The organism is Oscillibacter valericigenes (assembly GCF_016902445.1).
In the GTDB taxonomy this organism is placed as follows: Bacteria; Bacillota; Clostridia; order Oscillospirales; family Oscillospiraceae; genus Oscillibacter; species Oscillibacter avistercoris.
The window spans coordinates 26,489-40,167 of the sequence record NZ_JACSNX010000010.1 but is presented as its reverse complement, the minus strand read 5'-3'; the positions used below and the strand labels follow the sequence as shown (position 1 = coordinate 40,167).

The 13,679-nt window shown below is 65.9% G+C and carries 14 protein-coding genes; 9 read left to right on the top strand and 5 right to left on the bottom strand.

Features of this window, described 5'->3' with window-relative positions; genetic code table 11:
• Positions 1–130 precede the first annotated feature (130 nt).
• The 8 genes from mutY (at position 131) to H9X91_RS08175 (ending at position 5,687) form a co-directional block, all read left to right on the top strand.
• Positions 131–1,222, top strand: coding sequence for an A/G-specific adenine glycosylase (mutY, locus tag H9X91_RS08210; RefSeq protein ID WP_204804263.1), 1,092 nt, complete (start codon positions 131–133; stop codon positions 1,220–1,222).
• A gap of 3 nt (positions 1,223–1,225) precedes the next feature.
• A complete protein-coding gene (locus H9X91_RS08205; protein WP_204804200.1) occupies positions 1,226–1,465 on the top strand; it encodes a hypothetical protein in 240 nt (79 codons plus the stop codon).
• Positions 1,466–1,471: 6 nt separating this feature from the next.
• Positions 1,472–1,669 carry a hypothetical protein gene (locus tag H9X91_RS08200; protein WP_204804199.1) on the top strand — a complete coding sequence of 66 codons (198 nt, stop codon included), beginning with the start codon at positions 1,472–1,474 and terminating at the stop codon, positions 1,667–1,669.
• Complete coding sequence (locus tag H9X91_RS14705; RefSeq protein WP_338111959.1) at positions 1,669–2,145, top strand: PF20097 family protein; 477 nt, start codon at positions 1,669–1,671, stop codon at positions 2,143–2,145. The genes H9X91_RS08200 and H9X91_RS14705 overlap by 1 nt, the downstream gene beginning before the upstream one ends.
• 19 nt (positions 2,146–2,164) lie before the next feature.
• Positions 2,165–2,755, top strand: a complete 591-nt coding sequence (locus tag H9X91_RS08190; protein WP_204804196.1) for a thymidine kinase — start codon at positions 2,165–2,167, stop codon at positions 2,753–2,755.
• On the top strand, positions 2,752–3,624 hold the full coding sequence (locus H9X91_RS08185; RefSeq protein ID WP_204804194.1) for a radical SAM protein: 873 nt from the start codon (positions 2,752–2,754) through the stop codon (positions 3,622–3,624). Before H9X91_RS08190 ends, H9X91_RS08185 begins: the two co-directional genes overlap by 4 nt.
• Positions 3,625–3,711: 87 nt before the next feature.
• On the top strand, positions 3,712–4,221 hold the full coding sequence (locus H9X91_RS08180; RefSeq protein WP_204804192.1) for a hypothetical protein: 510 nt from the start codon (positions 3,712–3,714) through the stop codon (positions 4,219–4,221).
• A 74-nt stretch (positions 4,222–4,295) separates the two neighbouring features.
• The gene (locus tag H9X91_RS08175) at positions 4,296–5,687 is read left to right on the top strand and encodes an MATE family efflux transporter (RefSeq protein ID WP_204804190.1); all 1,392 of its coding nucleotides are present in this window, start codon (positions 4,296–4,298) and stop codon (positions 5,685–5,687) included.
• 46 nt (positions 5,688–5,733) lie between these two features.
• Here the strand turns inward: H9X91_RS08175 and H9X91_RS08170 are convergent, their stop codons facing one another.
• The 5 genes from H9X91_RS08170 to H9X91_RS08150 all read right to left on the bottom strand — a co-directional run bounded on the left by H9X91_RS08170 (position 5,734) and on the right by H9X91_RS08150 (position 13,187).
• The gene (locus H9X91_RS08170) at positions 5,734–6,780 is read right to left on the bottom strand and encodes a putative ABC transporter permease (protein ID WP_204804189.1); all 1,047 of its coding nucleotides are present in this window, start codon (positions 6,778–6,780) and stop codon (positions 5,734–5,736) included.
• A gap of 62 nt (positions 6,781–6,842) precedes the next feature.
• The gene (locus tag H9X91_RS08165) at positions 6,843–8,114 is read right to left on the bottom strand and encodes an HlyC/CorC family transporter (RefSeq protein ID WP_204804188.1); all 1,272 of its coding nucleotides are present in this window, start codon (positions 8,112–8,114) and stop codon (positions 6,843–6,845) included.
• A gap of 237 nt (positions 8,115–8,351) precedes the next feature.
• Positions 8,352–9,005 (bottom strand): YczE/YyaS/YitT family protein, encoded by a 654-nt coding sequence (locus tag H9X91_RS08160; RefSeq protein WP_204804187.1) that lies wholly within the window; start codon positions 9,003–9,005, stop codon positions 8,352–8,354.
• Positions 9,006–9,043: 38 nt separating this feature from the next.
• A complete protein-coding gene (locus H9X91_RS08155) occupies positions 9,044–9,832 on the bottom strand; it encodes a TIM barrel protein (protein ID WP_204804186.1) in 789 nt (262 codons plus the stop codon).
• 280 nt (positions 9,833–10,112) lie between these two features.
• Entirely contained in the window at positions 10,113–13,187 is a 3,075-nt protein-coding gene (locus tag H9X91_RS08150) for an S-layer homology domain-containing protein (protein WP_204804185.1), read from the bottom strand.
• 251 nt (positions 13,188–13,438) lie between these two features.
• Here H9X91_RS08150 and H9X91_RS08145 point away from each other — a divergent pair, with 251 nt between their 5' ends.
• Positions 13,439–13,630, top strand: a complete 192-nt coding sequence (locus H9X91_RS08145) for a ferredoxin (protein WP_204804184.1) — start codon at positions 13,439–13,441, stop codon at positions 13,628–13,630.
• Positions 13,631–13,679: the final 49 nt, after the last annotated feature.

Sequence of the window (13,679 nt, the reverse complement as noted above, 5' to 3'; positions counted from 1 at the left end):
GGGGGTGGGAAGTTTCCGCCGGATGTGGTACAATAACCGAAACGCAGTGCCTGTGCGGCCGGGGGCGGCACGGCGGCGGACCTTCGGAAAGGGTGCCGTATCCGTTTGGCGGATCTGGTACAATCATACCATGTCCCAGGAGAATTTGACAACTGAAAACATCTTACAGCGCCTGCCGGCGCCTCTGCTGGACTGGTACCGGGCCAATGCCCGGGACCTGCCCTGGCGGCGGACCCGGGACCCCTACCGCATCTGGGTGTCGGAGATCATGCTGCAGCAGACCCGGGTGGCGGCGGTGCTGGGGTATTATGCCCGGTTTCTCACGGCCTTCCCCACGGTGGAGGCTTTGGCCGCCGCCCCGGAGGAGCGGCTGATGAAGCTGTGGGAGGGCCTGGGCTACTACAGCCGGGCCCGGAACCTGCAGAAGACCGCCCGGATCGTGGCGGAGCAGGGCGGCCGATTCCCGGACACCTATGCGGGACTGCTGAAACTGCCCGGCATCGGGGACTACACTGCCGGCGCCATCGCCTCCGCCGCCTTCGGGCAGCGGGAGGCGGCGGTGGACGGCAACGTGCTGCGGGTGGTGATGCGGCTGACGGACTGCCATGACGACATCGCGGACCCGAAGGTCAAAAAGGCGGTCCGGGCCCAGGTCCAGGCCGTCATGCCGGAGACGGCGGAGGACATCCGCGTCTTCAACCAGGCCACCATGGAGCTGGGGGCCACGGTCTGCGCCCCCAACGGCCCGCCCCGGTGTCTGGAGTGCCCGGCCCGGGACTTCTGCCTGGGCCGTCTCCGGGGCACGGCGGAGGACCTGCCGGTGAAGGGGGCCAAAAAGCCCCGCCGGGTGGAGGAGCGGACGGTGTTCCTGCTGCTGCGGCAGGGGCAGGTGGCCCTGCGGAAGCGGCCCAAGACCGGGCTGCTGGCGGGGCTGTGGGAGTTCCCCAATGCGGAGGGGACTCTGGACGAGGCTGCCGCCTCCGCCGTGGTGGAGAGCTGGGGGCTGACGCCTAAACAGTGGGAGAGCCGCCTGACCGCCAAGCACATCTTCACCCATGTGGAGTGGCACATGACCGGCTACACCCTGGAGGTGGCCGGAGACGGTCCGGCGGACTTTGTCTGGGCCGGCGCCGAAGAGCTGGGAGAGCGGGCGGTGCCCTCGGCTTTTGCCCGGTATTCCGAGGAGGCAAAGCGCCGCCTGGGCGGCTGGAAGGAGGACTGACAAATGAGCTTGCTGGTGGGCCTGCCCCTGACGCTGTTCCGGCTGCTGGGGAGCTTTTTGCTGTTGGCGCTGCGGTTCGCGGTGCCCATCCTGCTGATCGTGGCGGTGATCCTGGTGGCACGGCGGCTGAAAAAGACCTCTGCCCGCTATCGGGACGAGGACAGGCAGGAGCCCAAATTCCACGGCCCCGTGTACACGGTGGATTACAAGGACGTGGACGACGAGGACGAAAAGGACAAGTGAGGCACCATGGAACTCATCAATCTGGCGGGGCTGCTGTTGCTGGCCCTGCTGATCCGCAAGCTGGTCTGGTGCCTGCGGTGGCTGTGGTGCTACTACCACGGCCGGGAGACGCCGGCGCCCATCTCTTTTCTGCCCCGGCGGACGGGAGAGACCTTTGATGCCCACGTCCGCCGGGCGCGGACGCAGGACGAGGAGGATGTGTGATGCCCTTCTGGAAGAAAAGCGAGGACCCCTGGGACTATGCGCCGGAGCGGCGGGATCCGGTCAGGCGGGAGGAGGAACCTCCGGTATCCCCTGACGGCGAGACACAGGACCGGAGCGCATGCAGGATACCGTTTCAGTCAAGAGATGCGGGATCACAAAGCCCCCCGCCCATGGCCTGCCCCTGGTGCGGGCGGGAGATGGAAATGGGATATCTCTCCGGTTCCCGGGGAGTGTTCTGGATCCGGGGCGTTCCGACTGCCAGGAAGTTTTGGCTGGGAGCGGGGAGAGGCAATATCATCCGGGTAGACACAGAAGGGGGCCTTATGACACCCCACCGCACGGCCTGGCTCTGCCGTGCCTGCCGCCGGATGGTGCTGGAGGCCCCCGGGAACATGTGGAAGATCCCCCCGGCGGAGAACAGCGGAGAGCGGACAGCGCCGGCAGACTGCCGGACAGACGAGACAGAAGATACATAGAGAGGGAGAAAACAGACAAATGGCACAGCTCTATTTCAAATACGGGGCCATGGGCTCCAGCAAGACCGCAAACGCCCTGATGACCCGGTTCAACTACGAGGAGCGGGGGCAGAAAACCCTGCTGGTCAAGCCCCGGCTGGACACCCGGGACGGGGACCACATGGTGGTCTCCCGCATCGGCCTCACCTACCCCTGCATCTACTTTGACGAGATGCAGCAGCTCTCCGTCATGGAGCTGCAGCAGAACGCCTGCGTCATCGTGGACGAGGCCCAGTTCCTGACAAAGGAGGAGGTCATGTACCTGGTGGGTCTGGTGGATGACCTGGGCATCCCCGTCATCTGCTACGGCCTGCGGGCGGACTTCAAGGGGGACCTGTTCCCCGGCAGCGAGGCCCTGCTGGTGATGGCCGACAAGATCGAGGAGGTCAAGACCATCTGCTGGTGCGGCAAGAAGGCCACCTTCAACGCCCGGTTCGACCACACCGGCAAGGTCCTCAAGGAGGGCGAGCAGGTGGTGCTGGGGGCCAATGACCAGTACATCGGCCTGTGCCGCAGACACTGGATGGCCGGGGACCTGGGCCCGGACTTCCACCCGGAGGACCTGCTGTGATCTGCCGCCTGTGCCCCCGGGACTGCGGCGCGGAGCGGACGGAGACGAAGGGGGGCGGCGTGTGCCGCCAGCCCAGCCTTCCCGTGGCGGCCCGGGCCATGCTCCATCAGTGGGAGGAGCCCTGCCTGGTGGGGGAACATGGGGCCGGGACGGTGTTCTTCTCCGGCTGCAATCTCCGGTGCTGCTTCTGCCAGAACAAGCCCATCTCCCAGGGGGACGTGGGGAAGCCCCTGACCGTGGAGCGGCTGCGGGAGATCTTTCACGAGCTGATCGATCAGGGCGCCGCCTGCCTGGACCTGGTGACCCCCACCCACTTCACCGACGCCGTTCTGGAGGCCCTGGGGGACGAGGAGTGGCCCGTGCCGGTGGTGTGGAACTGCGGCGGCTACGAGAAGCCGGAGACCCTCCGGCGGCTGGAGGGGAAGGTCCGGGTGTATCTGCCGGACCTGAAGTACGCCCTCCCCGAGCCCGCCCGGAAGTACTCCGCCGCGGCGGACTACTTTGACTGGGCCAGCCGGGCCATTTTGGAGATGTTCCGCCAGACAGGGCCGTACCGGATGGAGAATGGACTGCTGAAGCAAGGCGTGCTGATCCGCCACCTGCTGCTGCCGGGGGAGCTGGAAAACACCCGACGGGTCATCGACTGGGTGGCGGAGACCTTCCGCCCCGGGGAGGTGCTGTTCTCCCTGATGGCCCAGTACACCCCCCAGCCGGGGGCCGTGGGCAGCATGGCCCGCCACGTGACGAAGGCGGAGTACCGGGCGGCGGTGGCGTACATGGAAAACTGCGGCATCACCGACGGCTACACCCAGGAACGGACGTCGGCCAAAGAGGAGTACACCCCGGACTTTGACCTGCGGGGGCTGTAAAGCCTGGAAATTTTACACGGATTTGATGGAAGCTGCCCTTTGCCTGTGGTATTCTGAGGGTAACTGCGGGAAGGGAGCGGTGCTTTCATGGCTCGAAAACTCCGAAACGGGATTTTGATCCTGCTGGCGGCGGCTGTTTTGGCCTTCGCCCTCTGGATGCTGTGGCCCCGGTCTCTCACCGGCACCCTGGGTCTGGAGGGGCGGGAGATCAGCGCCTCCATTGTCACTACCGGCTGGGAGGAAGTCCGGGACGAGGGGAACTTCTACAACCGGCCCACCATGGACATGGAGCGGTACACCCTCCCGGCGGGCAGCGAACAGGCCCTGGCGGTGCTGGCCCTGCTGGACGGCTACACCTGGCACCCCTGCTGGGACACCCTGACGGGGGAGACCGGCATCTCCGGCATCGGCAGCCTGAGCGTGACGCTGTATGATCCCCAGGACACGGAGCGGGAGTTTGATGTCTACAGCGGCACCGGGAAAATTTGGCTGAACGGCAGGATCGTCCGGCTGGACTACTTCGGGAACGGCACGGCGGAGGCACTGAGCCGTGAGCTGGCCAACCTTCTCCGGGGCGAATCCGGGGTTGCAAACTGAAAATCTTGTATTATAATGAGAGGGCTGTCCGATGCGGGCAGCCCGATTTTTGTGTGTTTCAGGAGAGACCTGTTATGAAGCTGGAGAACAATCTGGGCACGGATCCCATCCGGCCCCTGGTGCTGCGGATCGCCATCCCCAGCATGCTGGCCCAGTTCGTCAGCGTGCTGTACAGCATCGTGGACCGCATCTACATCAGCAACATCCCGGTGATCGGGGAGACCGCCCTGGCGGGGGTGGGAGTCTGCGGCCCGGTGGTGACGCTGATCGGCGCCTTTGCCTCCCTCATCGGCGTGGGGGGCGCGCCCCTCATGAGCATCCGCATGGGGGCCGGCAAGACGGAGGAGGCCCGGAAGATCCTCTCCAACAGCTTTTTGATGCTGTGTGTCTGCTCCGTGGCCCTGATGGCGGTGGTCTTTCCCCTGCGGCAGCCCATGCTGATGGCCTTCGGCGCCAGCGGCGCCACCTACGGCTATGCCAATACGTACTTCACCGTCTACCTCTGCGGCACGGTGTTCAACCTGCTGGCCCTGGGGCTGAACCAGTTCATCATCTGCCAGGGCTACGCCCGGAAGGGCATGATCTCCGTCATGCTGGGGGCGGCGCTGAACATCATTCTGGACCCGGTGTTCATCTTCGGCTTCGACATGGGGGTGGCCGGGGCCGCTGTGGCCACGGTGCTCTCCCAGCTGGCCAGCTGCCTGTATGTGCTGCGGTTCCTCTTCAGCAAGTCCGTGCCCGTCGCCGTCACCTTCGGCGGGTATGACGGGCGGCTGATGCTCCGCATCCTGGCGGTGGGCATGACGCCCTTCCTCATCATCGGCGTGGACAATATCATGATCATCTCCATGAACGCCATCCTCCAGTCCTACGGCGGGGCGGAGCTGGGGGACCGGCTGGTGACCTGCGCCACCATCGCCCAGAGCTTCATGCTGGTGGTGACCATGCCCCTGGGCGGCATCTCCGCCGGCACCGGCACCATCCTGGCCTACAACTACGGCGCCCGGCGGCGGGACCGCATCCTGAAGGCCCAGGCCTTCATCGCCGGGCTGTGCGCGGTCTATGTGACGCTGCTGTTCCTGGCGGCCCGACTGGGGGGCGCGCTGTTCGTGCGGCTCTTCACCACGGAGCCGGCGCTGGCGGCGGAGGCCCTGGACGCCATCCACATCTGCACCCTGGCCCTGATCCCCCTGGGGCTGCAGTACGCCATTGTGGACGGGTTCACCGGCATGGGGAAGGTGCAGCTGGCCCTGCCCCTGTCCGCCTTCCGGAAGGCGGTGTACTTTATCGCCCTGTTCGCCCTGCCGGCGGCCTTCGGCGCCCGGGCCACCTTTTACGCCGAGCCCATCTCCGACATTCTGGGCCCCGTCGTCAGCATCGCCGTGTATGCGCTGGCCATCCGCCGGATCCTGAATTTTCCGCCCTCCCCGCCCGCCGGGGAGGGGAAGGCCCCTCTGCCCTCCTGACAGCAGACAGACAGCGGCACAGCCGAAAGGCTGTGCCGCTGTGCGCTTACTTGCCGTCCTCCCGGCGGTCGCCCAGCTTCCGCAGGGATTCCAGCGCCTCGGAAAAGGCCTTGGCGGTGGCGGAGGGATTGCCCCGCAGGATCCGCAGGGACTGACGGTACCGCCTGGCCGTGCGGGCGCGGATGACGGCCTCCCGGTCCCGGAGCTGCTCCAGCAGCTGCTGGACCTCCGCCATACGGGCTTCCAGGGCCTCTCCGGTCAGGTCCCTGGCTGTCTCCAGGCGGTCCCGGTAGGCTTCCAGGGCCTCCCGGATATTGTCCAGGGCCTTCAGCTTGGCAGTGGTCCGGCGGCGGAGGGACTCCTCCAGCAGCAGCTGGCGCCGCCGGGCCCGCTTGATGCGGGCATCCCGGAGCTGCTGGAGCGTATCCTCCCAGCGCTCCTGCCGCAGCAGCCGCTCTACCTCCGTCTTCTCCCGGAAGCGGCGCAGGTCCTCCTCCGCAAAGGCGGAGATCACCTCTGCCCGCTTGGCAAGGCGGCGCAGGTCCTCATTCTCCTCCGTAAGCCGGGTGAGGATCTCCCGCAGGTCCATGGCGGCCTGGAAGGACCGGACGGTGTCTGCGGTGAAATAGACCGTCAGCACACAGGCCAGGGCGTCCGCCAGGAAGGCGGGCAGCCGCAGCACCAGATCCTCAAAGGGCGGGTGGAGGACCTTTACCAGCAGGACGGAGAAGGCCCCCCAGGCCAGAGAGCAGGTGAGGCAGATGTGGCCGTTCAGGTTGAAGGGCTTGCCGGAGTAGTCCCAGTACCGGACCTTGAACAGGGCCTCCATGGCGGCGCCGGTGACATACTCCAGCGCCGTGGCGGCCAGCATCCCCAGCAGAAAGATGAGGGGCAGGCTGCCCCGCACCGGCAGAGTGGCCCACAGGATGATGACGGCGCCGAAGCCGTAGATGGGCAGCAACGGGCCGTGGAGGAAGCCCCGGTTCACCCACCGGCGCTGCCTGGCGGAGACGTAGCAGGACTCCCACACCCAGCCCAGAAAGCAGTAGAGAAAGAAGAACAGCAGCCACTGGCCCAGGGTATAGACGTACATGAAACCTCCTTGTGAGAAAGCTCCGCCGCCCGCCGGCGATGCACCGGCAGGGCGGCGGAGGATCAGTGTTCAGCTCCGGCCTCGGCAGGCTCCGGCTCCTTTGCGGCCACAGCCACCCGGACCTCCAGCACCCGGCGGTGGTCCACACGGGTGACGGTGACGTCCAGGCCCTCCGCCTGGAACCGGTCCCCGGCCTGGGGCAGGCGGCCCAGCTGGTCGATGACCCAGCCGGAGACGGTGCTGGCGTCGCAGTCCCCCTTGATGGAGAACAGATCGTACAGATCGGTGAGATCCGCCCCGGCGGACACCAGGAAGCTGCCGTCCGCCTGCTTGCGGAAGGACTCCACCACCTCGTCGTGCTCATCCCAGATCTCGCCCACCAGCTCCTCCAGGATGTCCTCCATGGTCAGCAGGCCCTCGGTGCCGCCGTACTCGTCCACCACGATGGCCATGTGGGTCTTTTTCTTCTGCAGCGTCCGCAGCAGCGCCCCCAGCTCCGCGTTGGCGGTGGTGTAATGGACCGGCGTGATGCAGCCGGAGATGTCCGTCTGCCCCCGGTAGCGGGCGGCGTTGAAGTCCTTCTCATGGATCACGCCCACAATGTCGTCCACGTCCTTGTGGTACACCGGCAGGCGGGAATAGCCGCTCTCCGCGAAGGTGGCGGCAATCTCCTCCATGGTGGCGGAGTCCTCCACCGCCACGATGTCCACCCGGGGCGTCAGGATGTCCCCAGCCTCCAGATCGCCGAACTCGATGGCGGAGCGGATCAGCTGGCTCTCATGCTGGTCCAGGCCGCCCTCGTTCTCCGCCTCGGAGACCATGGTGATCAGCTCCTCCTCCGTGATGCCCGGGTCCTCCGAGGGGCGGAAGATCAGGTTCAGCAGCCGCTTCCACTGGGAGAACAGGAAGTTCAGCGGCCGCAGGATCACCAGCAGCACCCGCAAAATGGGGGCGGAGAACATGGCGAAGCCCTCCGCGTGCTCCTTGGCCAGGCTCTTGGGGGAGATCTCGCCGAAGATCAGCACCACCAGCGTCAGCACCACCGTGGAGATGGTGGGGCCGTAGGCCGCGTACAGCTTGGTGAACAGCACCGTGCCCACGGTGGAGGCGGAGATGTTCACGATGTTGTTGCCGATGAGAATGGTGGAGATCAGCCGGTCATAGTCCTCCGACAGCTTCATGGCCAGGAGGGCGTGCCTGTCGCCGGCATCGGCCCGGCTCTTCATCCGGATCTTGTTCATGCTGGAAAAGGCGGTTTCCGTGGCGGAGAAATAGGCTGACATGGTCACCAGAACAACGATGGCCGCGATCATGGATATTGTGGAACTGTCCATAGGGGAAATCATCACTCCTCAAAAAAATACGCAGAAAAAGGGACCAAAACACGAAAAGGGCAGCCTCACCCCTGACAGGGGCAGACTGTCCTTCCAAAGACGCTCTGATAATATGTATGGGTGGGCAACGGAGGTTCGTCCACGCGGGTTCACAGATCCTTCCTGGCCGGCAGGCCAACTTACTTATCTGCTAATATACCATAAAAATTGCACGAGTGCAACACTCATTTTCGCATCTCAGGATGCCAGGGCAGAGATCCGGGAGATCAGCGGCAGCCTGCGGTTGTACAGATTCACGAACCGGCCCACCGCCAGGGCGGAGAGGATGGTCCCCGCCCCCAGCCCCTGGAGCCTGTGGAAGAACAGCAGGGACAGCACCAGGGCCGTGGCCACCAGCGCGGCGTCAAAGCCCACCTTCACATTGCCGAAGCGCCAGCCGGTGACGGCGGCGATGGCCTGGACGATGCCCTCGCCGGGGACCATCAGCACCCGGGGCGCCACCTCCACGCTGATGCCGAAGGCCAGCACGGCGCAGCCCAGGGCCAGGACCAGCACCGCCATGGGAAGAGAGGAGATCTCCAGCCAGGAGAGCAGCCCCATGCTCACGTCGATAAAGGCGCTGAACACCGCGTTCACGGCGACCTGGAGCAGCTGGATGGGCTGGAAATCCCGCCGCAGCAGCAGGACCTGTCCCAGGATGAAGAACAGATTCATGGCAAAGGTGAACTGCCCCAGCGTCACCGGGAAACGGAAGCTGAGCACATAGGGCAGGCTGGAGATGGGAGAGGTCCCCAGAGCGGCCCGGGTGATCAGCGCCACGCCGAAGGAGTTGATCAGCACGCCGGCCAGGAACCAGAGGTACCGGGGGAGATATGTCTTGAGAGACCGCATATACGGGGCCCTTCCTTTCTTTGAAAATGTGAGTCCGGTCAGCCGGAGGCCCGGATGGCCGCCACCGCCTCCGCCGTGGAGCGGGCGGGAAAGAGCTCATAGCTGACAAAGCCTGTGTAGCCGGCCTGCTCCAGTGCCTGATACACCCGGGGGAAGGCGATCTCCCCGGTGCCGGGCTCGTGGCGGCCGGGGGCGTCCGCCGCGTGGACGTGGCCGAAGGTGTCGGCATACTGCCGGATGGTGTCGCAGAGGTGCCCCTCGCTCAGCTGCATGTGGTAGAGGTCGAACAGCACCCGCAGCCGGGGGGAGCCCACCAGCCGCACCAGCTCCGCCGCGGTCCGGGTATCCCGCAGGAAGTTGCCCGGATGGTCCGTGGTGACGTTCAGGGGCTCCAGGTACAGGTCGACGCCCGCCTGCTCCGCCAGGGCGGCGGAGGCCCGCAGACCGTCGTACAGCGCGCAGAGCTTCACGGTGTGGGAGAGGTCGTCCCGGGGGTCCAGCACACCGCCGTCCGGCCCCAGGCCGTTGGAGTGGATGGTGACGCCGGGGACGCCCAGGAGGCAGGCGGCCGCCAGTGAGCGGCGGAGGTACCCGAGATACGCCTCCCGCCGGTCCGGGTCGATGAGGGAGACGGGGCCGTCTCCGTCGCAGCAGCAGATGGAGATGCCCGCCCGGTCCGCCGCGGCCCGCACTGCCGCCAGATCCCGGTCCTCCCAGCTCCAGAGCTCCACGGCGTCAAAGCCGTCGTCCCTGGCCGCCTGAAAGCGGTCCGGGAGCGGCAGCTCCTGGTACATCGTATCCAGATGGGCAGCGCGCCGCAGGGCCATCCGATCCCCTCCTGACAAAATAAGACATCCCGCCCCGCCGGGGCAGAATGTCAGATGGGCGGATCTGTATTCCGGATTTGGAAGGGGCCGCGCCAGCGGCCCGGCGGCGGATCCCCCCTGACATGTGCGCCGGTCCGGCGCCGGAACAGCAGAAAACTGCCGGCCCTCCTGCCGCGGAAGGGCTGTGTGATACATTTACTTTACAACTTTTCCCCGGCCCCGTCAACGGAAAAACCCACAAAAAAGTCCGGCGCATCCGCGCCGGACTTTTGCAGGGCTGTTACATGAGGGTGTAGAGGATCTTGGCCATCTGGCCCCGGGTGATGTTGGAGCCGGGCTTGAAGGTGCCGTCGGCATAGCCGCTGATGACCCCCTGGGCCGCCATGGTCTGGATATAGAAGGTGGCGTAGGAGGGGATGGAGGCCGCGTCGGAGAAGGTCAGCTCCACGGTGGCGTAGCCCTTGTCCTGGGTCCGGCCGATCATGGCGGCGGCCTGGGCACGGGTCAGGGACCCGCCGGGATTGAAGTACAGCTTTCCGTCACTGCCGGTGGTGCCGCTGATGATACCCTCCGTGTACAGGGCCTTCACCGCCGTCAGGGCGTAGCTGCCGATGGAGGCGGTGTCCGCAAAGGGCAGCGTCACGCTCTCATACTGGCTGCCGTCCAGCCCCAGATAGCGGAACAGCATCACGGCGAACTGCTGGCGGGAGATGTTGTCGTTGGGCCGGAAGGTGCCGTCGTCATAGCCGGTGGTGATGCCGGCGTTGTACAGGAAGTCCACATAGGAGGCCGCCCAGTAGTCCTGGGTGTCCGTAAAGGAGGGGACCCAGTCGGCGCTGGTGGGCACGTCGTAGGAGGCCCGGCCGATGTTGCCGGAGGCGTCCCGGGCAGTGACCGTGATGCGGTGAGGCCGTCCGTCGGAGATCAGGGTGGTGCTGAGGGCACCGGTGTCAGAGTCGTAGGTGAAGGTCTGGTCCGCCCCGTCCCAGGTGACGGAGATGCTGGACTGGGGCAGGATGCCGTCCACGGCGTCGGCGACGGTGGCCGTCAGCGTGTCGCCGCCGGCGGTCAGCGTGATCTCCGGCACGGCGGTGTCCGGCGTGCCGGACGCGGTGGCGGTGATCTGATCGATGTAGATGGTTCCGGTGCGGGGCGTGTCGGCATACACGGTGCCGGTCTCAGTCCAAGTAGCGGGGGCCTGGACCAAAAGGCCCTGGATCTCAAAGTATTCCGAAGTGAGGGAGACCGTCACCTGTTTCCAGCCGGTGAAGTCCAGCGTGGTGACAAGCTGTCCCAGATAGCCCTTGGTGCCATTGCTGTACAACAGATAGAGCTGGTTGCCGGAACCGTCGCCGTAGACCCACATGTGGAGGGCGGTGTAGGTATTGAGATCGATGTCGGTACTGTTGGAGGCCCGCCATTCAGAGGTATAAGAACCCTGGGAGGCTCCGGTCTCTGTCAGGGTGTAGTCCACCTTGGCAGAGCCGCTGCCCATCCGCACCGTGTCGGCGCTGTGGTTCAGGCTGAAGTCCATGTTGCTGCCGGTGCCCCGGAAGATGGTGGTGGAGCCCTCGAAGTCCTCCACCGCCATGACGCCGCCGGAGGACACCGTGCCGGAGACCGTGACGGGGATGGAGATCCGCTGCCCGCCGGCGGACACGGTGATGGTGCCGGTGCCGGGAGCGGAGGCGGTGAACTTCCCGGTCTCATCGATGGTGCCGATGCTGCCGGACACCTCCCAGGTGAAGGCCTCGGCGTCCGCCTTCAGGGAGATGTGGTTCCAGGCGGCGGTGGCGGTGAGCTGGGTGGATGCGCCCAGGGTGGTGTTCAGGGAGGTGACCACGGTGCCGCTGGCATTCCGGATGGCGATGTCCGTGGGATCGGCAATGGCGTAGACGGTGGTGGAGCCCTCTCTGCGGCCGCTGGAGGCGGTGACGGTGATCTCGCCGCCCTCTCTGGGGGTGGTGAGGATGTTGCCGTCCAGCTCACCGTCGGAGGCGTCCAGGTCGTAGTCCTCGTCCTCCATGGGGATGAAGTTGGTGTCCACGGCGGCGGCGGAGATCTCCACCTTGCTGCCGGCCAGGACGTAGGCGTTGTCCGCCTGGACGTAGAAGTGGTCCAGACGGCCGGTGGGCTCATTGCTGGCCACCAGGAACAGGTGGTTGGTCACCGCCCGCTCGCTGCCGTCGGAGGGGCGGTTGATGGTGGCGGCGGTGGTGTCGTCGGGCTGGGTGACCGTAATGGTGGTGGAGCCGCCGCCGTCCAGGCCGATGGCGGCCACGCAGCCCAGCTCGATCATCCGCTGGGCCACCTGGGTCAGGCTGGCGCCGATGGAGTGGCCGGAGCGGCGGCCGTCAATGGTGTAGAACACCACGCTGCCGTCGGCGGTGACGCCCACGGCCGTGCGGGGGTTGGTGCCGGAGGGCAGTCCGGAGACCACGGCGCCGTCCTGTACCAGGGAGTACAGGGCGCCCACGGCGTACACCACGTCGTTCCAGTCCTCGTTCCCGGCCGTGATGGTCAGGGTGATCTCATTGCCCACCGGAACGTTCCGCAGGGCGTCCGTGTAATAGGTGCTGGAGAGGCTGTTGGCGGAGAGGACCACCTGGTCCGGGCCGATGGAGGTGGCAGAGGTGGCCTCGATGACCTGGTCCACCCGCAGCGTGGCGGTCTCTCCGATGGAGAGGGCGCCGTCCACGATGGTGCACAGCACGTCCACGCCGGCCTCGGTGTTCCCGGTGGTGTGCCGGTCGTTGAAGTCGTATGTATAGAGGTAGATGCCGCCGGTGGAGACCCGGGCCTTGTTGACGCCGGCGATGGTACGGACGACCTCTGCGGTATAGCCGGTGCTGTCCGCCAGCGCATAGCCCAGATCGGCGCTGACGGAGAGGGAGGGCTTGCCGATGACGGCGGAGCCGTCGTCCCGGAAGCCGATGGCGTAGTAGCCGCCGTCGCTGCTGAGCAGCTTCCCGTCGGACACCAGAAGGCCGATGGGCAGGCCGTTGGAGGTGTTGAAGAAGTCGCCGTTGATGCCGGCCACCACCCGGTAGCCCTGGGCCTCCAGCGCCCGGGCCGCGGCAGTGACCGTGGTGCGGGCCGTCAGGGACCCGCCGTAGGTGACGATGGGAGTCACGTCCTCGTTGGGCTCGTAGGTGATGACGTTCTCCGTCCGCAGATCGGAGTAGGCCGTGCTCCAGAACACGTTGGTGGAGAGCTGGGTCTTCTGGTTCAGAAGCGTGTTCTCGGAGGTCAGATCCTCCCCCAGCGCATCGGAAGCGGCGGCGGAGAGGCCCAGCGAGCAGAGGAGCGTGAATGCCAGAAACAGGGACAGGGTCTTGCGCAGGAACGTTTTCATGTCATACCTCCATAAGCGGCCGAAGTGGTCTACATAATCTCTTCCAGCATAGCATAGACCGCCGGAAAAGTAAATCCCAAAGCGGTGACAAAATCTGACAGGGCGCGCCTGCGCCCTTTTAACAAGACGATTTTCCCGGCGGAAAAGTTCCGGCCCCGCAGAAAAGACTTGGAGAGCGCGGAAAAAAGGATTACAATAGGGGCAAGATCCAACAGGAGCGGGCACAGCCCGCGGAAAAGAGGAGGGAGCGCATGATGGTCAGTGTGGACGCGTCCCGGTGCATCGGCTGCGGGATGTGCGCGGCGGCGGTGCCGGCGGTATTCCAAATCGAGGGGCGGGTGTCTGTGGTGCAGGCCCAGCCCCGGACGGCGGCGGAGGAGACGGGGGCCTTCAATGCCGCCAACGGCTGCCCGGTGAACGCCATCCGGGTCCGGAAAAACTGAAGAGCGGGGCCCGGCAGAGACGGATCTCTCTGCCGGGCCCCTGCTTTCC

Bases quoted from the DNA above. Each gene is read 5' to 3' on its own strand.
- H9X91_RS08155 (WP_204804186.1), bottom strand. From the start codon at position 9,832: ATGGCCCTGCGGCGCGCTGCCCATCTGGATACGATGTACCAGGAGCTG.
- H9X91_RS08165 (WP_204804188.1), bottom strand. From the start codon at position 8,114: ATGGACAGTTCCACAATATCCATGATCGCGGCCATCGTTGTTCTGGTG.
- mutY (WP_204804263.1), top strand. From the start codon at position 131: ATGTCCCAGGAGAATTTGACAACTGAAAACATCTTACAGCGCCTGCCG.
- H9X91_RS08145 (WP_204804184.1), top strand. From the start codon at position 13,439: ATGATGGTCAGTGTGGACGCGTCCCGGTGCATCGGCTGCGGGATGTGC.
- H9X91_RS08175 (WP_204804190.1), top strand. From the start codon at position 4,296: ATGAAGCTGGAGAACAATCTGGGCACGGATCCCATCCGGCCCCTGGTG.
- H9X91_RS08200 (WP_204804199.1), top strand. From the start codon at position 1,472: ATGGAACTCATCAATCTGGCGGGGCTGCTGTTGCTGGCCCTGCTGATC.
- H9X91_RS08180 (WP_204804192.1), top strand. From the start codon at position 3,712: ATGGCTCGAAAACTCCGAAACGGGATTTTGATCCTGCTGGCGGCGGCT.
- H9X91_RS08205 (WP_204804200.1), top strand. From the start codon at position 1,226: ATGAGCTTGCTGGTGGGCCTGCCCCTGACGCTGTTCCGGCTGCTGGGG.
- H9X91_RS08160 (WP_204804187.1), bottom strand. From the start codon at position 9,005: ATGCGGTCTCTCAAGACATATCTCCCCCGGTACCTCTGGTTCCTGGCC.
- H9X91_RS08190 (WP_204804196.1), top strand. From the start codon at position 2,165: ATGGCACAGCTCTATTTCAAATACGGGGCCATGGGCTCCAGCAAGACC.
- H9X91_RS08150 (WP_204804185.1), bottom strand. From the start codon at position 13,187: ATGAAAACGTTCCTGCGCAAGACCCTGTCCCTGTTTCTGGCATTCACG.
- H9X91_RS08170 (WP_204804189.1), bottom strand. From the start codon at position 6,780: ATGTACGTCTATACCCTGGGCCAGTGGCTGCTGTTCTTCTTTCTCTAC.
- H9X91_RS14705 (WP_338111959.1), top strand. From the start codon at position 1,669: ATGCCCTTCTGGAAGAAAAGCGAGGACCCCTGGGACTATGCGCCGGAG.